At 39.1% G+C, this 18,110-nt stretch carries 15 protein-coding genes, 2 tRNA genes and 1 pseudogene; 5 read left to right on the forward strand and 13 right to left on the reverse strand.

Translation table 11 applies throughout. The features are described 5' to 3' along the window. Positions 1–106: 106 nt before the first annotated feature. The 4 genes from rny to AB5062_RS20890 all read right to left on the reverse strand — a co-directional run bounded on the left by rny (position 107) and on the right by AB5062_RS20890 (position 2,894). Positions 107–1,642 carry a ribonuclease Y gene (rny, locus tag AB5062_RS20875; RefSeq protein ID WP_005848820.1) on the reverse strand — a complete coding sequence of 512 codons (1,536 nt, stop codon included), beginning with the start codon at positions 1,640–1,642 and terminating at the stop codon, positions 107–109. A 100-nt stretch (positions 1,643–1,742) separates the two neighbouring features. Continuing rightward, positions 1,743–2,036: a cell division protein ZapA gene (locus AB5062_RS20880; protein WP_005839009.1), complete on the reverse strand. Its 294-nt coding sequence runs from the start codon at positions 2,034–2,036 to the stop codon at positions 1,743–1,745. Between the two features lie 29 nt (positions 2,037–2,065). Next, positions 2,066–2,359, reverse strand: coding sequence for a hypothetical protein (locus AB5062_RS20885; protein WP_005848819.1), 294 nt, complete (start codon positions 2,357–2,359; stop codon positions 2,066–2,068). Positions 2,360–2,531: 172 nt separating this feature from the next. After that, positions 2,532–2,894 (reverse strand): YbaN family protein, encoded by a 363-nt coding sequence (locus tag AB5062_RS20890; protein ID WP_005839013.1) that lies wholly within the window; start codon positions 2,892–2,894, stop codon positions 2,532–2,534. 134 nt (positions 2,895–3,028) lie between these two features. Between AB5062_RS20890 and queD the strand changes: the two genes are divergently transcribed. Both queD and AB5062_RS20900 read left to right on the forward strand, forming a co-directional pair. After that, positions 3,029–3,361, forward strand: coding sequence for a 6-carboxytetrahydropterin synthase QueD (gene queD, locus AB5062_RS20895; RefSeq protein WP_005839017.1), 333 nt, complete (start codon positions 3,029–3,031; stop codon positions 3,359–3,361). Then, on the forward strand, positions 3,348–3,893 hold the full coding sequence (locus AB5062_RS20900; RefSeq protein WP_016269981.1) for a radical SAM protein: 546 nt from the start codon (positions 3,348–3,350) through the stop codon (positions 3,891–3,893). Before queD ends, AB5062_RS20900 begins: the two co-directional genes overlap by 14 nt. Before the next feature lie 59 nt (positions 3,894–3,952). Here the strand turns inward: AB5062_RS20900 and AB5062_RS20905 are convergent. The 5 genes from AB5062_RS20905 to AB5062_RS20925 all read right to left on the reverse strand — a co-directional run bounded on the left by AB5062_RS20905 (position 3,953) and on the right by AB5062_RS20925 (position 7,508). After that, positions 3,953–4,025 (reverse strand) — tRNA-Trp (locus tag AB5062_RS20905). Between the two features lie 67 nt (positions 4,026–4,092). Next, positions 4,093–4,686, reverse strand: coding sequence for a uracil-DNA glycosylase family protein (locus tag AB5062_RS20910; protein ID WP_032952561.1), 594 nt, complete (start codon positions 4,684–4,686; stop codon positions 4,093–4,095). Between the two features lie 14 nt (positions 4,687–4,700). Continuing rightward, positions 4,701–5,327: a hypothetical protein gene (locus AB5062_RS20915; protein ID WP_005839026.1), complete on the reverse strand. Its 627-nt coding sequence runs from the start codon at positions 5,325–5,327 to the stop codon at positions 4,701–4,703. A 133-nt stretch (positions 5,328–5,460) separates the two neighbouring features. Beyond that, on the reverse strand, positions 5,461–6,861 hold the full coding sequence (locus AB5062_RS20920; protein WP_005848816.1) for a sodium:alanine symporter family protein: 1,401 nt from the start codon (positions 6,859–6,861) through the stop codon (positions 5,461–5,463). 5 nt (positions 6,862–6,866) lie between these two features. Beyond that, a complete protein-coding gene (locus AB5062_RS20925) occupies positions 6,867–7,508 on the reverse strand; it encodes a helix-turn-helix domain-containing protein (RefSeq protein WP_032952560.1) in 642 nt (213 codons plus the stop codon). Positions 7,509–7,640: 132 nt separating this feature from the next. On the opposite strand from AB5062_RS20925, the gene AB5062_RS20930 reads away from it, so the two are divergent. Both AB5062_RS20930 and AB5062_RS20935 read left to right on the forward strand, forming a co-directional pair. Next, on the forward strand, positions 7,641–11,600 hold the full coding sequence (locus AB5062_RS20930; protein ID WP_032952558.1) for a two-component regulator propeller domain-containing protein: 3,960 nt from the start codon (positions 7,641–7,643) through the stop codon (positions 11,598–11,600). Between the two features lie 149 nt (positions 11,601–11,749). Then, entirely contained in the window at positions 11,750–12,028 is a 279-nt protein-coding gene (locus AB5062_RS20935; protein ID WP_005839036.1) for a GNAT family N-acetyltransferase, read from the forward strand. Positions 12,029–12,102: 74 nt separating this feature from the next. Here the strand turns inward: AB5062_RS20935 and AB5062_RS20940 are convergent, their stop codons facing one another. From AB5062_RS20940 to AB5062_RS20950, 3 genes are all read right to left on the reverse strand, one after another. Then, positions 12,103–13,398 carry a serine dehydratase subunit alpha family protein gene (locus tag AB5062_RS20940; RefSeq protein WP_005839040.1) on the reverse strand — a complete coding sequence of 432 codons (1,296 nt, stop codon included), beginning with the start codon at positions 13,396–13,398 and terminating at the stop codon, positions 12,103–12,105. A gap of 191 nt (positions 13,399–13,589) precedes the next feature. After that, positions 13,590–15,623 carry a cytochrome c biogenesis protein CcdA gene (locus AB5062_RS20945; protein WP_005848813.1) on the reverse strand — a complete coding sequence of 678 codons (2,034 nt, stop codon included), beginning with the start codon at positions 15,621–15,623 and terminating at the stop codon, positions 13,590–13,592. 132 nt (positions 15,624–15,755) lie between these two features. Next, positions 15,756–17,507, reverse strand: coding sequence for an AraC family transcriptional regulator (locus AB5062_RS20950; protein WP_016269984.1), 1,752 nt, complete (start codon positions 17,505–17,507; stop codon positions 15,756–15,758). A 132-nt stretch (positions 17,508–17,639) separates the two neighbouring features. Here AB5062_RS20950 and AB5062_RS20955 point away from each other — a divergent pair. Continuing rightward, positions 17,640–17,724: transfer RNA gene (locus AB5062_RS20955), tRNA-Ser, on the forward strand. A 262-nt stretch (positions 17,725–17,986) separates the two neighbouring features. On the opposite strand, the pseudogene AB5062_RS20960 reads toward AB5062_RS20955, so the two are convergent. Continuing rightward, positions 17,987–18,110: pseudogene (locus AB5062_RS20960) on the reverse strand (transposase); the annotation flags it as partial.

Here is an 18,110-nt window from a genome sequence, read left to right on the forward strand (position 1 = left end):
TTTTGAGAAAAATCCAAATGACTTCAATTGGAGATGAAACAAAAGAGGCCATCTCAACTCTATTTTGAGACAGCCTCATTATAGTTGAGTTTTTTGTTTCTGATTTTTATTTGGCGAAACTTACCGCACGTGTTTCGCGGATGACTGTAATCTTCACTTGTCCCGGATAAGTCATTTCGTCTTGAATCTTTTTCGCAATTTCACCGGATAAACTTTCAGTCTGTTTGTCGTCAATCTTGTCGGCACCTACAATCACACGTAATTCGCGGCCAGCTTGGATAGCATAGGTTTTTGTTACCCCTGGATAAGACATGGCTAATTGTTCTAGATCGTTCAAACGCTTGATATAAGCTTCTACGATTTCACGGCGAGCGCCTGGACGTGCGCCTGAAATGGCATCACATACCTGTACGATGGGAGCCAGCAGGCTAGTCATTTCAGTTTCGTCATGGTGAGCACCGATAGCATTACATATGTCTGGTTTCTCTTTATATTTTTCGGCTATCTTCATGCCTAACAATGCGTGCGGCAATTCCGGTTCTTCATCAGGTACTTTACCTATATCATGCAGTAATCCAGCACGTTTTGCTTTTTTAGGATTCAAACCTAGTTCAGAAGCCATCACAGCGCAAAGATTGGCTGTTTCACGAGCATGTTGTAGAAGGTTCTGACCGTATGAGGACCGATATTTCATCTTACCGATAATACGGATCAATTCAGGGTGCAGGCCATGAATACCTAAATCAATAGTGGTACGTTTACCGGTTTCAATAATTTCTTCTTCTACCTGTTTGCGTACTTTAGCTACCACTTCTTCAATGCGTGCCGGGTGGATACGTCCATCTGTAACCAGTTGGTGTAATGCTAAGCGGGCAATTTCGCGGCGTACAGGGTCAAACGCTGAAAGTACAATAGCCTCGGGTGTGTCATCTACAACGATTTCGACACCGGTTGCTGCTTCTAAAGCCCGGATATTACGCCCTTCACGGCCGATGATGCGTCCCTTTATTTCGTCCGATTCAATATGGAATACGGTTACAGAGTTTTCGATAGCAGTTTCTGTGGCTACTCGTTGGATAGACTGGATAACGATACGTTTAGCTTCTTTATTAGCTGTTAATTTGGCGTCGTCCATAATGTCGTTAATATAGGAAGCAGCCTGTGTTTTCGCTTCTTCTTTCAAAGATTCAATCAGGCGTTCTTTGGCCTCCTCAGCAGAAAGACCGGAAAGAGCTTCCAGTTTTTCACGTTCTTGCATTTGTAATTTATCCAGTTCATCCTTTTTCTTGTCTATGATGACAATTTGAGCTTCTAGATTTTCTTTGATAGCTTCCGCTTCTGTACGTTTGCGTTGAACCTCTTCCTGTTTTTGGTTCAACATCAGTTCGCGTTGTTTTAATTTATTTTCGGCTTGCTGAATCTTTTGGTTACGTAGGGCGACTTCTTTTTCCAGATCAGCTTTTTTGTTCAGGAATTTTTCTTTTACTTCCAAAAGCTTGTTCTTTTTAATTACTTCAGCTTCCGTCTGTGCCTCTTTGATGATGATGTCATACTTAGATTTCAGGCCATATCTGAAAAGCATGTATGATAGTCCACCACCTACAGCGAAACACACAATTGCTATTATTACCGTTGTTATCATTGTTATTAATTTATATATAAATAAAAAACGCACAATCTATCTGTTAAGAACCCTTCTCTTAACAGTATAGCTGTGCGTGAATATCTTCAATTCTAAACGATTACTCTCTGTTACTGATTTGTTTTTCTATCTCTTTGGTCAGCTCCTTCAATTTTTCCTGATAAGGTGCAGTATTATTCCTGTCTTTCATAGAAATATTTTCAAAAGCTAACTCCAGCGCAGCCATTGCCCAATGCCTTGCGGGGCTGAAATCAGGGTAATAACTACGGTATTTGTTTAGTTTATTGTCAATCTGTTTGGCAGCGTCCCTGTATAACTGTTCATCTTCACGACGGATGGTCATCGGGTATCGTTCGTTGTCAATCAGTAGATGTATCTTCATCATATCGTCCATAATACTATCGTTTTATTGTCCAACTTTTTTTATTCGTTTAATAAAGCGATGCATTTGTCGACCTCACGCACAAGCCTTGACAACCGTTGTTTTGTATCATTGATGTCTTTATCATGAATACTGATTGTCCTCGCCATTTTCAAATTGGTATACCTTACTTCTAATTCTTTCCGGCTATTTTCCAATCGTCTTACCTCCTCGTTTTTTTCAGTGAGAAGTTGCTTTAACTGTGCATTTTCATGTTTCAATTCATCATGCAAATACATAAAATGCCTCAGTCTTGCCTCGAAAGTATTTAATAGCTTTTTGTCTTCTTCAGTCATTTTATACCAAAATTGTACACAAATATAAAGGATTGGAAGCAAACACGAAAATATTTCGTCCTAAATTTATCGTTTGTCGTTTAAAAAACTTTTTTAACGTCTTTATTAGCTGTTTTTCCCGTGCTGTTCGAATATGATCTTTTTACTATTACATATGTCTGTTGAGGATTGTCTATCGTTTTAATGTTTTATAGGACAAGATGTGCCAGGTAGTACCGATTGCAATAATCAGAAACAGGATTCTTGCCCAAATGTAGGGTAGTGTCCAGATGGCGCAATAGCTTAGGGTAATCCATATTAATGATACGGAAATGATTTTGGCATGTAAAGGTATTGCTTTATGCTCGCGGAAATTGCGGATGTAGCTTCCTAAATATTTTTGTTGGATGAGCCAATGATACCAGCGTGGTGAACTGCGGAAATACATGGCGGCTGTCAGTAATAAAAAGGGGGTGGTAGGCAGTAAAGGAAGAAATATGCCGATAATGCCTAGTATGAGTGAGGTTGTTCCTACAATGGTATATAGTATTTTCATAGGTGCAAATATAGACCAAAAAACAAAAAAATACAGTGTCCTTTTTATATTATTCTTTTTTATGGTGTATCTTTGCGTCCTGTAGCACCGAGGTGACATTAGGTGTGAGTTCTTTCTTATTATAATTAAATGCTATGTATACAGTAATTAAACGAATGGAAATTTCAGCTTCCCATAGCTTGAAGCTGTCGTATAGAAGTAAATGTGAGAATTTGCACGGTCACAATTGGATTATTACCGTTTATTGTCGTTCCGAGGTTTTGAACGAGGATGGTATGGTGGTGGATTTCACGCATATCAAGGAAACGGTGATGGGGCGTTTGGATCACCGGAATTTGAATGAGGTTGTTTCTTTTAATCCTACAGCTGAAAATATTGCACGCTGGGTATGTGAGCAAATTCCCACTTGTTTCAAGGTTGAAGTTCGCGAGTCAGAAGGAAATACCGTTATCTATGAGAAGGATTAATGAAATATTTTACAGCTTACAGGGGGAGGGGTATCATACTGGAATACCTGCCGTTTTTGTACGTTTTTCCGGATGCAATTTGAGATGTCCTTTTTGCGATACTCAGCATGAAGAAGGTACATTGATGAGTGATGAGGATATTGTGATGGAAGTGGCAAAATATTCGACCCAGATAGTAATACTGACTGGTGGTGAGCCAGGATTGTGGATTGATGAAAAGTTAGTTGATGCATTGCATCATGAAGGGAAGTATGTTTGTATTGAGACAAACGGCACTTGTCTGCTGCCTGAAAATATAGATTGGGTTACTTGTTCCCCTAAAGAAGGGGCGAAAATAAATCTAGATCGTATAGATGAGGTGAAAGTGGTTTATGTGGGACAAGATGTTTCTGCTTATTTGGATTTGTCTGCCAGTCATTATTTTTTGCAGCCTTGTTCTTGTGCTAATACAGAAGAAGTGATTGCTTACATTTTGCAACATCCAGAGTGGCGGTTGAGCCTACAAACTCATAAACTTTTGCAAATTCCTTAAGAAAGTAGAAGATATAAAAAAAGATTATCCAATGGCGTGGCATTGAATAATCTTTTTTGCACGGGAGGAGAGGCTCGAACTCCCGACACCCGGTTTTGGAGACCGGTGCTCTACCAACTGAGCTACTCCCGTGTTTGCGGCTGCAAAGGTAGTGTAATATTTGGAATATACAAACCTATTTATGAAAAAATATTGTTCATTATTCGTTTAATAGGCCTAACTCATTGAACATGACCTGGTATATTGCTGATTTTTTTTCAATGGGCAACGGGTAGGCACGGCTGGACGAAGGCATTCTGTATAATCGCATTGTCCGGTCTTCGAATTCGAAAGGTTCACTGGTTCCTACAACGGGTTCTTTTACCTTTATTTGTTCACGAATAATATCCGTTGCTTTTTGTCCTGTGGTTACAATGGCCTTGCACATTGGAATCTGCTTCAGTAGCAAACTGATATCTGTCTGTTCTACAACTTCCAGAAATTTGTCTGAGGCATTGTCCTGTAAACGGCGAACAGCTGAAGCGGTATCATAAAGTGCGATGCCTTTTTTGTTCAAAAGATCAATAATACGTTCCTTGTCAAATACCTTTTTGTCAGGATTCAGAAAGTGGTCTTTGTTTTGGAAAAATATTATTCCAAAAATACGCCACATATCATTTTGCAGATTGGGATAAAAGAATTCCATGCTCCATCGTTTCTTTTGTGGGGGAAAACTGCCTAACATCAGTAGTTTGGCGTTAACCGGTAAAAAAGGCTCTAATGGATGTTCTTCTATATTTAATAAGGATTTCATAAAATCTTTAATGATTATTCTTTTGGCTTTGGTTCTTTTTTAGCCAGTAATACAATGTTATACACATATTCCGTCATCCAGTTTTCAGAATATCCTAAGGCTTGTTTGTATTTACGGATGGCAACACAGGTCTTGTGTACGCTTTCGTCTTTCCAGTCGGTCTTGGTCATGATATCATGAATTGTTTTCTCGGTCATGTTACGTAACATTTTTTTCATTACGCTGGGCATACGGAATTTCCATTGCATCAAATTACCTATCAGCATCATCAAGTCATTGCTGAATCCTTGGAACATAAAAAGATAAGTCTTGACATCATTTACATTCTTGCAATTCTTTTTTATAGAACCGTCAATTTCTTTAAAGAAATCATCACTTAGACCATAAAGTTCTACTAACATCTTTTTGCAGCGTGACTTCTCAGCAATTCCCAACTTGTTGTTTTGGGTCGGTATTTTAAGGGTGCGTTTGAAAACTGCCATGTCTGGCAAAAAATTAATATTTGTGATACCTATGTTGCAGGCCATTACAGACTGATAATATACACGGATTAGTGTCATGAAGTCTTCCATACCACCTATGCGGCTTGTTTCTTCTCCTTCTGTCTGTTTTTTACCAAATAATTTTGAAAATATGCTCATTGTGTTCTTAAATTATATTGTTTTCCTGTCTGCAAAGATAGCGATAAAAACTGAAACATTTTTGATTAAAATCCTTTTGTTTTACTATTTATCATTTTTATTGAATGGTTGATGCCGGGGGGATTGCTTTGTGTTACCAGCATTCCAAATCATTTTCAATATCTTTCATTCTGTCTTTGGTGAAAACTGGATTTTTGACCCCGTTACGTTTCTGAATTCGATAGTCTTCCAATAGACGGAATGCATATTTCCCTAGTAAAGTAATGGCTATCAAGTTACAGATAGTCATAAATCCCATTGCCATATCGGCCAGGCTCCATGCCAGTTCCAGACTGGCCAATGCCCCAAACATAACCATTCCTCCCACTGCTATACGATAAATGGGGATAGCCCATTTCCGATGAGTTATGTAACGTACATTGGCTTCACCGTAATAATAATTTCCCAAAATGCTGCTATAGGCGAAAAACAGAATTGCCACCGCCACATAAATAGTTCCGATGTTGCCTATTTCATTATTCAGTGCCATTTGAGTAAGTTTTATTCCATTGGCTTCTTTTGTGGAGGCCACTCCGCTGAAAAGAATGATGAAAGCAGTGCAAGTACATATGACAAGTGTATCGGTAAAAACTCCCAATGTCTGAATTAATCCTTGTTTTACAGGATGGGTAACATCGGCACTTGCCGCTACATTGGGTGCGGAACCCATACCGGCCTCATTGCTGAATAATCCACGTTTGATTCCTTGCATTAATGCCATGCCTATACCTCCGCTTAATGCCTGTTCCCAGCCAAAGGCATTCGCTATAATCAATTCAATAACTTCTGGCAAATGCTTTGCATTTACAATTACGATGAAAAGGGATAAAAAGATGTATCCCAATGCCATGACAGGAACAATAATGCTACTTACTTTAGCAATACGCTGAATGCCTCCGAAGATGATAATTAATGTGAGCGAGGTCAGTATCACTCCCATTAGGCTGGGAGGAATATTGAATGCTTCTTCGAAAGCGGCACAAATGGTATTGCTTTGTACTGAATTAAAAGCAAATCCAAAAGTAAAGATAAGCAAAAAGGCAAACAAAACTCCCATCCACGGCTGTTTTAATCCTTTTTTCATGTAATAAGCTGGCCCGCCAACGAAAGAATTATGTCCGTGTACTTTATATAATTGGGCCAATGTGGACTCAATAAAAGCGCTGCTGGCCCCCAAAAGAGCAATTACCCACATCCAGAAAACTGCACCCGGACCACCCAAAGTAATGGCGGTGGCGACTCCTGCCAAATTGCCTGTTCCTACGCGGCTAGCTATGGAAACGGCAAAAGCTTGAAAAGAGGAAATATGGTGTTCGCGACCTTCTGTCTTGCCTGTAGAATCACCTAATAGACGTATCATTTCTCTTATCATGCGGAATTGTACGAAATTTGTTTTAAAAGTAAACCAAAATGCACATCCTAACAGCATGATGATCAAAATATAAGTCCAAAGCACATCATTCACTCTGCTGATTAATAGGGTCAGTATATCCATTTTACTTATTCCTTGTTTAATTTAAAATAGAACTTATGTCCATGGAAAACAAGTTCCACTAGACCAAAACGGATAAAGTCTGCTAATAGTTCACAAGTTGTCTTGTGGTTTAACCTGCAAAGTTTGCAACATTGATTTAATGAAAGTTTTTCTTTCAAGACATCCAGTAACCGTTGCTCTCTTTCGGTAAATGTTACAAGTGCTCCTTCAGGTTTCTTGCTGTGTTGCCACATCTTTAGATGGACGGGAGTGGCCAGTATGTTTTCGTCTTTGATGCGGATATAGGCCCATGGCTTATTCGTTTCATCTAGGGCATATACAGGTTTAGAAACCGTTTCGTTAATACGTATTTCCAATACAGTCTTTCCTTCTACCTTGTAAGTCTGCGTTTCCAGTTCTACTTTGGGCTTGCAATACATGGTTGCTGCTGCTTCTATCATATATATTTCTTCGTCAGAGCGGACTCCTGCTATTTTGCCATTGTCCTTTACTCCTATTAACAGCCTGCCGCCCTCGGTATTGGCGAATGCGGAAAGGCTACGGGCTATTTTGCGTGCGTCCGAAATCTCGAATTTGAAATCCTGATGACAGTGTTCTCCCTCCGAGACAAGCTGTCGTATGTATTGTGTATCCGTTAATGCTTTCATTTCAATTGCAAAAATAGGAAAAATGAAACATATTGTGGGTATCGAATGATAAAAAAGCCGATATTAGTTTGTCTGTTATCAAGCTTTTTGCTTCATTTGCAGTGGAATAAAAATAATTAGCCTTTAAAATCTATGGGAATAAGAAAAAAATGTTTGATCATTACATTATTATGCTTTTCTAGTCTGATGCATGCAAGTGAATTTATGTTTAAACATTTGGAGGTGAAAGATGGTCTGTCAAACAATCAAGTCCTTGATATATTTAAAGATTCCGAAGGTTTTATGTGGTTTGCCACAGCTTCCGGTTTAAATCGGTATGACGGGTGCCAGATGACTTTGTTTCGTAGTAATAATGCTGATCCGGCTTCTTTACCTGATAATTATATCAAAAGCATACAAGAAGATTATAAAGGAAATTTATGGATTCTTACCGGTGTGGGTTATGTCATTTACAACTCGGAATCAGAAACATTTGATAGGGAGGTGCATGCATGGCTATGTGAAGTCGGTATTGACGGAACTCCAGCATTAGTATATATAGACCATAATAAAAATATGTGGTTTTATATAAAAGGAAAAGGCTGTTATTTGTACATTCCGGAATCTCAATTACTGTATCCGCTTTTGTTTGATACTCATCAGTTGCCAGAAGGTGATATTACGGACATTGTAGAATGTAGCAAGGGAATCTTGTTGGTATATAATACCGGAAGACTTGTTTGTTTGGATACTCGGACAAATGAGATTAAATGGCAGCAGGATGATTTGGTTGGGGAATTGGGAACTGACAAGCAGGGAATTTTCACTCTGTTTGTAGATCGTGATAATGATATATGGATGTACAGTCCGCTTGGAATATGGGTTTATAATCCGGAACAGGAAAAGTGGCTGTCTTGGCTGACAAATATTATCAAGCGTCGGTCTCATAACATGGTCCGTGCTGTATCACAGGATAAGCAAGGGCGTATATGGATAGGAACAGATCAGGATGGCATTGATATATTGGATAAGAAGACAGGGGAAGTGAGGCAGTTGCGGAACAAGGCAGGTGATGAACGTAGTTTGCAAAATAATACAGTAATGGTTCTATACGAGGATTCCAGTGAAACTATGTGGGTGGGGACTTATAAAAAAGGAATTTCCTATTTTAATGAGTGTGCTTTTAAATTTGGTGCAGAGTATATAGGAGATATTAGTTGCATTGAAGAAGACAAAGAGGGGTATGTGTGGCTGGGTACCAACGATGTCGGTATCATATATTGGAATTCCGTGACTGGCAACCGGGCTGCTTTTCCACAGAAAGGTACGGATAAACTCACTACTGATGCTATTGTTTGCATTTTGAAAGCCGGTGATGGGAAACTTTGGATTGGTACTTTTGGGGGAGGCTTGATTTGTTATGATAACGGTCGTATTATTCATTATAAAAAAAACATACCGGAACGGCAAAATTCTTTGGCTCATAATAATGTATTGGCTTTGGCTGAAGATAAGCAGGGGATTATATGGATAGGTACATTGGGTGGGGGAGTGCAGAGTTTGAATCCCAAGACGGGTTTGTTCACCACTTATAATACAACTTCGGCCGGCTTGATATCCGATTATGTTTCCTCTTTGTGTATGGGAAAAGAGGGCTCTTTGTGGATTGGTACCGCTCAGGGACTTTCGGAATTGGATATTGAAACTAAAAAAGTGGTTAATCTGGAAGGTACTAAATCTGGTAAGGAATATTTTTCAGATCAGAATATAAGTCAGGTGTATGAGGATAGCCGTGGATTGATATGGATTGGTACATGTGAGGGGCTGAATGTTTATAATCCCAAAACAGATGAACTGATTATATTAGGAGTGGAGCAAGGAGTTTCCAGCCCTATCATTTCTGGAATAGTAGAAGATGGTAATGAAAATATATGGGTGACTACAGCACGTGGAATAACTAATGTCATACCGGCAGTAGATTTAAAAACAGGGCGCTATATTTTTCATAGTTGTGTTTATGATGACAAAAATGGTTTGCAAAATAGTGGGTTCAACCTGCGTTCCATTAAAAAAATGTCTTCTGGAGAAATTCTTATGGGAGGGCTGTATGGTATTAACCGCTTCCGTCCGGATGATATAAAATACAATAAAAAACGTCCCAGCGTGATGTTTACCCGTTTGTTCTTGTTCAATGAAGAAGTAGGGGTGGGTGAGGAATATGAAGGCAGGGTGATTTTGGATAAGGCGTTGAACAAGGTAGATCAGATAAAATTGAGTTATGAACAGAATATGTTCAGTGTACAATTTGCTTCTGATAACTATATTTTGCCGGAAAAAACGGAGTATGCTTATAAACTGGAAGGTTTCAATGAGGGTTGGATGACTACTGCCTTTGGCAAAGTGACTTATACTAATCTAGCTCCCGGAACTTATATGCTGAAGGTGAAAGCAGTCAACAGTGACGGATATGGTGGAGATGAAGAAGCTTCATTGAAAATTGTTATCTATCCTCCTTTTTGGCGTTCCGTTTGGGCATATGTTGTTTATAGCCTTTTGTTGGTTGCTGTATTGATATTGGGACGCTATTGGATTCTGCGTGGAGAACGGGATAAATTTAAAAAACAGCAAATAAAGCAAGAAATAGAGAGGAATCAGGAGAAGGCAGATATGAAATTGAAGTTCTTCACTCATGTCGGCCACGAATTACGTACTCCGCTCACTCTTATTATCTCACCGTTGGAAACGCTGATGAAGGAATATCAATCGGATGCTGCTCTGATGGATAAATTGAATATAGTGCAACGCAATGCATTAAGGTTGTTGAATCTTGTAAATCAGTTGTTGGATTTTAGGAAAATTGATGTGAATGGATATTATTTAAGTCTGTCTGATGATGATATCATCTCTTGTATTCATACGATTTGTGATTCTTTTATCTCTTTGTCTGAAAAGAAAGATATTTCTCTCATTTTTCATTCAGCAGTTCCTTCGTTGAATATGTTGTTTGATGGGGATAAAATGAGGGAAGTGATGATGAATCTGCTTTCCAATGCTTTAAAATTTACTTGCAATGGTGGACGAGTTGATGTGTCTGTCGGTTTAGTAGAAGGACAGGATTCTCGGGAAATGCTGGAAATCAGAGTGGCTGATACAGGTGTCGGCATTAAAGAAGAAAACAGAGAACGCATTTTCGAACGTTTTTATCAAGTGGATAATCCGGATATGAATATCTCAGATGGCGGAGGTGGTCTGAGTATTGTACGTGATTTTGTCACACTTCACGATGGCACGGTGAACGTAATGGATAATACTCCTGTCGGTTGTGTTTTTGTTATCCATATCCCGGTAAAGCGTTCCGAGAGTAAACCGACGAAGATAGAACAGGTGCAAGTTACAGATAAGCCGGTAGAAGACATTTCCACACTTCAGATTCCGGAGTTTTATATGGCGTCTAATGCCGGGGAGGAATCGGAAGAAGAACCAAACCATATAATAACAATAGAAGGACTGGAGGAGGATATCCGAAGATTAGAATCTGGTAATACGGAAGAAATTGCAGAAGAAAAAAACATAGAAACAATCTCAGCCGTTGCTCCACAAAGAGCAACGGTGATTCAATTGATTGAGGGTGAGGATAATGAGATGATAACTCATATTATTCCACCGGAGGAGTTGCCGGAAATGGTGACTGCTGTTCCTGAAGAAAAAAGTGAACAGAAGTTGAAAACGGTTTGGAATCATGCTTATATTGATTTCAAACCTAGTGGGACTGCCATAACTTCGATGGATGAAAAACTGATAAATCATGCTGTGAAATATGTAGAAGACAATATTGCACGCAGTGATTTGTCTGTAGAAGAGTTAAGCAAGGAATTAGGGATGAGCCGCGTTCATTTATATAAAAAGTTATTGGCTATTACCGGTAAGACTCCTATCGAGTTTATTCGTATAATTCGTTTACAGCGGGCTGCCCAATTACTCCGTGGAAGTCAACAGAATATTTCGGAAATAGCCTATCAGGTGGGCTTTAATAATCCGAAATATTTCAGTCGGTATTTTAAGGAAGAATTTGGTATACTACCTTCGGCTTTTCAATATAGACAAGGCAGATAGTTCTCAATATTTTATAGTGTCATTTAAAGTGTGTATCGGAGTTTCGTCAACAGACATACGTTCTGTAACAGATTTCATCTATGAGTAAAAACAATTCCATTTTATTATTGTTTTTATTAGTAATAGTCATACATTAAAACCAATATAGAATGGAACATACAGTTATACATGACGAGAAAGTAGACCGTTTCGAAGTATTTGAATCGGGACAAATCGCCTATTTGCAATATGATGAAAAGAACGGAGTTTTGGATATCCTTCATACCATAGTTCCCCCACAGTTGGAAGGGCAGGGAATAGCTCAGGCTTTGACCGAGGCCGCTGTGAGATATGCTTCGGTTGTAGGGCTTAAAATACGTCCTACTTGTTCTTTTGCAAAAATGTTTTTTACCCGGCATACCCAATATAAAGACATGTTGGTGGAGTGAGAAATAAAATCAGACACGGATTGTATAAAATGCCGTGTCTGATTCGTTTTTAACTCTCTTATCTTTATATATATTTAATCACATTGTTTGTGGGTCATAATATCCAATACTAGTTTATCGGTTTCATTCATGCCTTGTGAACCAATTCTGGTCAGGTTGCGGATGCTGCGGTCCACATCATTGTCAATGATACCTTCTACAGAAGATACACATTTATGTTCCATCGCTAATATAGCTGAAAATACAGCAGTAGAAACACCGCTGCTTAATTTCAGAGCACAACTGGGCTTGGCTCCGTCACAAATCATACCTGTCAGGTTAGCGATCATATTCTGTACGGCAAAAGTGATTTGCTCGTAAGTGCCTCCCATCAAATAAGTGATACCACAGCTGGAACCTGTTGCAGCCACTACACAGCCGCATAGTGCAGACAGACGTCCCAAGCTTTGTTTGATGTAAATCGCTGTCAGGTGGCTAAGTGTCAGTGCGCGGATCAATTCTTCTTCTGATTTATGGTTATCTTCGGCATAGACTACTACCGGTAAAGTAGCTGTAATTCCTTGGTTCCCACTTCCTGAATTGCTCATGACAGGAATCATAGCTCCCGCCATACGTGCATCGCAAGCTGCCGAGGTATAAGAAAGGATGTGGGTAAATGTATTACTTCCCAATATTTGTTCTTCGCTTTTGCTGCTTTTCAGAATCTTGCCTAATTCGTGACCGTAGTTTCCTTTGAAAGAACGTTCTGCCGCTGCTTTATTCAAACGTTTGGTCTCAAGAATAAAACGAATTTCATCCAATGGTGTGGTGGTGGCAAAATCGTACACTTTCCGCAAGTTCAACTCCGGCTCTTTTGCATCCTCATTGCAGGTGGAGGTAGTTTGTTTGTTTAGTAAAACTTGGTTGTTTAGGGCCACATATATAAAATTGGTATGCCCGCAAGCAATAATGGCCGTCGCTGTATCACCATCAGCTTCACAGATAATTTCGATATATAACTTTTCTTCTATATTCTCTTTCAGCCCGATAGAGATAGCTTGTGAGTCAATTAGTTTTTTACCCTCTGCTACGGCGTCAGGAGTGCTGTCTTTTAAGACTTCCAATTGATATTCGGATTTTCCGATTAATGCCCCTAAGGCGATAGCGATAGGTAGCCCAATCATTCCTGTTCCCGGGATGCCTACTCCCATGGCGTTCTTAAGAATATTGGCGCTGAGTAAAGCTTTAATCCTTTCAGGTCTTTTACCTAGTGTTTCTGTTGCTTTTGCTACACAAAGGGCTACGGCTATGGGTTCTGTGCACCCGATAGCCGGAACGACCTCGCGATTTATAAGGGCAATGATTTGCTCTCTTTCTGGTTTGGCGATCATAGTAGATAATTATTAAGGGGTCTTGCAAAAATCTTTTTGAAAGTGTGTCAAAACTCGAATAAAACTATCGTTTCGTTTGTCTTTTCCTTTTTGTTGATTTTCAGAATATTTTTCATTAAAGAATATTCTGAATGAATAAAATGATAGGTTTATTTAGTTTTGACACTCCTTCGACTTTTGACACACTTTGGTTATTTTTTATAGTTTTGTAATCCGGTCTGGAGGAAATCAACATATTTGTCTATATCCTCATCATATGAATATGATTTATTCAATGGTTTTCCCTCATTGTCAATCAATACATAGAAAGGTTGTGCATTGGCACCGAATTTAGAGCGTTGCAGGTAACTCCATTTATCACCGATCGTGCGTAGTGTACGTTCCTTACCGTTCTCCATCACTTTGATGTGTTCGGGCAATGGAGTTTTGTTATCAACGAACAATGTAATCAGTACATAGTCCTCAGTCATCAACTTGTTTACTTTCGGATCAGTCCATACAGCAGCTTCCATTTTACGGCAATTTACACATCCGTAACCTGTAAAGTCAAGCATTACCGGTTTTCCGGTACGTTTTGCATATTCCATACCGGCATCGTAGTCATCAAACTGCGCATGTACTTCATTGGTGTATAAGTTGAAGTCTTGTGTATTCATGGGAGGAGCAAATGCGCTGACAGCTTTCAAAGGAGCACCCCATAAGCCCGGTACCATATATACAGCAAATGCAAGTGAGATAAGAGCCATAAAAAAACGGGCAACACCTACTTTATCATCATCATCATCGTGAGGGAATTTGATCTTACCCAGCAAATAGAAGCCTAGCAAAGCGAAAATCACAATCCACAAAGCAAGGAATGTTTCACGGTCTAGAATTCCCCATCCATAAGCCAAGTCAGCAACCGACAGGAATTTCAAAGCAAATGCGAGCTCAAGGAAACCTAATACTACTTTAATTACATTCATCCAACCACCGGATTTAGGCATGGATTTCAGCCAAGACGGGAACATGGCAAACAGTGTGAATGGCAACGCTAATGCAAGAGCAAAACCTAACATGCCGATAGCAGGGGCAACTACACTACCTGTAGTGGAAACTTCTACCAACAAAAAGCCGATGATAGGACCTGTGCATGAGAATGAAACCAAAGATAGGGTGAATGCCATCAGGAAGATACTTAACAAACCACTGGTCTGTTCCGCTTTACTGTCTACTGCATTGCTCCATTTTGAAGGAAGAGTAAGTTCGAATGCTCCAAAGAAAGAGGCTGCAAACACAATTAGCATCAAGCAGAAGAATATGTTAAAAATAGCATTTGTGGAAAGTGCATTCAAGGCACTGGCACCGAATATCAAGGTTATGGCAAGACCTAATAATACATAGATCACTACGATAGAAGCACCATATGTCCATGCATCACGGATTCCTTTCTTTTTGTCTTTGCTACGTTTTAAAAAGAAACTTACCGTCATTGGGATGATAGGCCATACACAGGGCGTAAATAAGGCAAGTAATCCACCGATAAACCCGGCAAAGAAGATGTAAATCCATGAACGGTCTTGTTGTGATGTCGTTTCGCCAAATGCGTTCAACTCTTGGATAACCGGAGTCCAATAATCTTGGACAGCAGTGTCATTGCCGATCAGGGCGGCAGTTGTAGCACTATCTGTTGCGGTAGTTGCAGTAGCTGTTTCCGCTACAGGAACTTCCGTTATGGCTGTTTCTGTTTTTGCGGGTTCAGTAGTCTTGCTTGTAGTGGCAGCGGCAACTCCTTTTCCGGAGAAAGAGAAAGAAACTTCAGTAGGAGGCAGACAGTTTTCATCGTTGCAGGCACCGAATTCCATATAACCTTCTATCATATAGGTAGCGCCCGTTATTTTTAGTTTCTGAATGAAAATGGCAGTGTTCTCAAAGTAACGTAATTTCATTTCAAACACCTTGTCGAAGTTTTCAATTTCTTTACCTTGTGGAGTGAGCTTTCCTACTAATTCTACTCCTTCTATCTTGTCTACGTTGAAAGTAGCGGAGATAGGACCTCCCGAAGGAAGATCAGTGGAATAAACGTGCCATCCGGCATCAATCTTACCAGTGAATACTATTTGTGCTTCCGTATCGGAAATCGTCTTTAACTCGGTTTTGAATTGTACCGGATCTTGAATCTGGGCAACTGCCGGAAGCAATGCCATAACGATTAAGAGGCAACTTAAAAAAAACTTCTTTTTCATTACGTATTATTTAAATTTGGATTAATGTTCATACCGCAAAGTAAGGGATAATATCTTAGATATGCCTCTTTATACCTATATTAATATCGGCAATTGCTGTTTTCAGAATAAAAAAAAGAGCAAAAAGATAACCTATTGCTCTTTTTGAAGTTCCATAACTTTGTTCCTATATTGGGAGGGAGTCATTCCCACTGAGGATTGGAAAAGGTTATAAAAGGTGGAAATGGAGTTAAATCCCAGCTCTGTAGAAATGGCTTTCAGCGGAGTTTCGTTATTGGGGTCGGATAATAGACGGATAGCTTCTTCAATACGGAAACGGTTTACATAATGAGTGAAGGATAGTTTGGATTGTTCATTGATGATACGTGATAGATAAGTACGGTTAGTTCCTAATATTTCTGCTACTTTGTCTTTTGTTATAAAATTGTCTTTGTAAATTTTTTCTTCTCTCATAATACGCTCTAATGTACGGAAAAGTTCTAAACTTTTCTCGTCGGTGAGTGAGGAGGAAGCATATTTTTCGGAAGTAGAAACCATGGAGGGGGCATTGGTTTCCAATTCTTTTATACGGCGATTCAGTTCCGTTTCTCTTTTGATTGCTTCTTGATTTTGCTTGACTATACTTAAATAAAGTTTGTTTTTACGGTGGTAGAGGTAATAAAGCAATCCTAGAACAATCACAATGATAATAAGAATAAATGTCTGTTGTTGTATACGCTGTTCTTTCTGCATTACATCCAGCTTGCTTTGTTTTATTAAATTTTCCTGCCGCTCAGAGTCGTATTTGAATCGCATTTCACTTAAATCTCTTTCTTTGTCCTTGTTGAAAAGACTGTCGTTTTCCAAACGGAATATTTTATAATATTTCAGTGCGTCATGATATTGGTGCAATTGCTCATAGCAGGTGGACAGATTTTCGTATAGTTCATTGCGATGGATGGCGTTGACGCGTGCATAAGAAATAGCTATTCCTTGTTTTAACAATAAAATAGCTTCTAGTTGTTTGTTTTGCTGCATTAGTATACGTGCATATCCCAAATGGGCATAGACAATAGAGGAAGTTTGTGCCGCCTGTTTGTCCTTCATGGCTTTTTTGTAATATTCCAAGGCCTGGGCATATTCACCCATATCATATAATATATTGCCAAAGAGATTGTAGGTATGGGCTTGGTCGTAGAAATCATTTTCCAGCATCAATGTTTCGGCTTCATGTATATATTTCATTGCTTCCTCATTCTGTTTCATTAAAAAATACATATAGGCAGAATTTACTGCACCGGAATAAATGATGTATGGATTACGCATACTGTGTCCTAATTCATAACATTCTAATGCGTATTTGATACCGGCTGTATCTTTTTTGAGGTAATAGATGTTTGCTAAATTGCCTAAAAGCAAAGCGTATTGTTGTTGGAAATTATTTTGTTGTGCCAATTGGATACCTTTATAAAGCCATCGTATGGCACGGTAATAATCGGTTTCAATATTTGCAGAGTAGAGTCCGAGACTACCATAGACGGAACAAAGGGTGGAGTCATTATTCAGTTTGGTTGCTAGTTCAAGAGAAAGGTTCAAGTTTTTTTTGGCTATTTTTTCCCGTCCGCTCATCATTTGTGCTTGTGCTTGGTAGATATATGAATAGAGTTGGAGTAGAGGATTTTTAGTCTTGTCCGCTACGTTTTTCATAATCTCGGCGTAAGTGATGGTTTTGGAATAATCTCCTTTATTTAAATAGTATTGGCATAGAAACTTTAATGCATCCCCGTTATCAGGTTCTTTCCTAATGATCTCCAACTGTTTCTCAAGGATGACGGGGCGCTTTTGTGCATGTACACAAAAGGATATTCCCAAAAGTAACAGTAAGAAAAGACATTTTAGTTTCATATGCTTTTTTTCGGTTGAGAGTGCAAATATAATAAAACCTTTAATTTTTCTTGTTCAAAAGTCTTGCATATTTAAAATAAAGTCGTACCTTTGCAACGCTTTCAACAAAAAGCACTTCTGAAAGGAAGTTTTGGAGAGGTGGCAGAGTGGTCGATTGCGGCGGTCTTGAAAACCGTTGTACCGCGAGGTACCCGGGGTTCGAATCCCTGTCTCTCCGCTGGAAAGAATTGCAAAACAAAGAAAATCCCTGTAAATTAATACTTTACGGGGATTTTTTGTTTTTGGTGCATGGCAAAAACAAGCATATCAAAGCATTCTTTCGGTGTACTATTCGGTGTACCTAGTCTTATGCTTACATATGTGATATCTTCATGCTCTCAAAAAAGACGACGACCTTTTTAAAAAAGAACAGGAACTTTTTTAAAAACGTCTTGGTCTTTTTTAGGGTCAGCGGATTTTCCGGGTTGGTAAGCTTTCTTTTAAGCGTATAGCCTAGCCAGTCTGAACATGAAGAATTTCAGATCAGCCCCCCTCTTAACTGGCTTCGAAAAGCTTTGATTTTAGCATTGAACGACTCCGCTGAAGCATTTGTCAATCGTTCTT

Source organism: Phocaeicola sp. RTP21359st1_B8_RTP21360_211022 (genome assembly GCF_040911965.1).
Classification (GTDB): domain Bacteria; phylum Bacteroidota; class Bacteroidia; order Bacteroidales; family Bacteroidaceae; genus Phocaeicola; species Phocaeicola vulgatus.

Bases quoted from the DNA above. Each gene is read 5' to 3' on its own strand.
- AB5062_RS20890 (WP_005839013.1), bottom strand. From the start codon at position 2,894: ATGAAAATACTATATACCATTGTAGGAACAACCTCACTCATACTAGGC.
- AB5062_RS20940 (WP_005839040.1), bottom strand. From the start codon at position 13,398: ATGATCGCCAAACCAGAAAGAGAGCAAATCATTGCCCTTATAAATCGC.
- queD (WP_005839017.1), top strand. From the start codon at position 3,029: ATGTATACAGTAATTAAACGAATGGAAATTTCAGCTTCCCATAGCTTG.
- AB5062_RS20885 (WP_005848819.1), bottom strand. From the start codon at position 2,359: ATGACTGAAGAAGACAAAAAGCTATTAAATACTTTCGAGGCAAGACTG.
- AB5062_RS20945 (WP_005848813.1), bottom strand. From the start codon at position 15,623: ATGAAAAAGAAGTTTTTTTTAAGTTGCCTCTTAATCGTTATGGCATTG.
- AB5062_RS20900 (WP_016269981.1), top strand. From the start codon at position 3,348: ATGAGAAGGATTAATGAAATATTTTACAGCTTACAGGGGGAGGGGTAT.
- AB5062_RS20915 (WP_005839026.1), bottom strand. From the start codon at position 5,327: ATGAGCATATTTTCAAAATTATTTGGTAAAAAACAGACAGAAGGAGAA.
- AB5062_RS20910 (WP_032952561.1), bottom strand. From the start codon at position 4,686: ATGAAATCCTTATTAAATATAGAAGAACATCCATTAGAGCCTTTTTTA.
- AB5062_RS20935 (WP_005839036.1), top strand. From the start codon at position 11,750: ATGGAACATACAGTTATACATGACGAGAAAGTAGACCGTTTCGAAGTA.
- AB5062_RS20920 (WP_005848816.1), bottom strand. From the start codon at position 6,861: ATGGATATACTGACCCTATTAATCAGCAGAGTGAATGATGTGCTTTGG.
- AB5062_RS20880 (WP_005839009.1), bottom strand. From the start codon at position 2,036: ATGGACGATATGATGAAGATACATCTACTGATTGACAACGAACGATAC.
- AB5062_RS20925 (WP_032952560.1), bottom strand. From the start codon at position 7,508: ATGAAAGCATTAACGGATACACAATACATACGACAGCTTGTCTCGGAG.
- AB5062_RS20930 (WP_032952558.1), top strand. From the start codon at position 7,641: ATGGGAATAAGAAAAAAATGTTTGATCATTACATTATTATGCTTTTCT.
- AB5062_RS20950 (WP_016269984.1), bottom strand. From the start codon at position 17,507: ATGAAACTAAAATGTCTTTTCTTACTGTTACTTTTGGGAATATCCTTT.
- rny (WP_005848820.1), bottom strand. From the start codon at position 1,642: ATGATAACAACGGTAATAATAGCAATTGTGTGTTTCGCTGTAGGTGGT.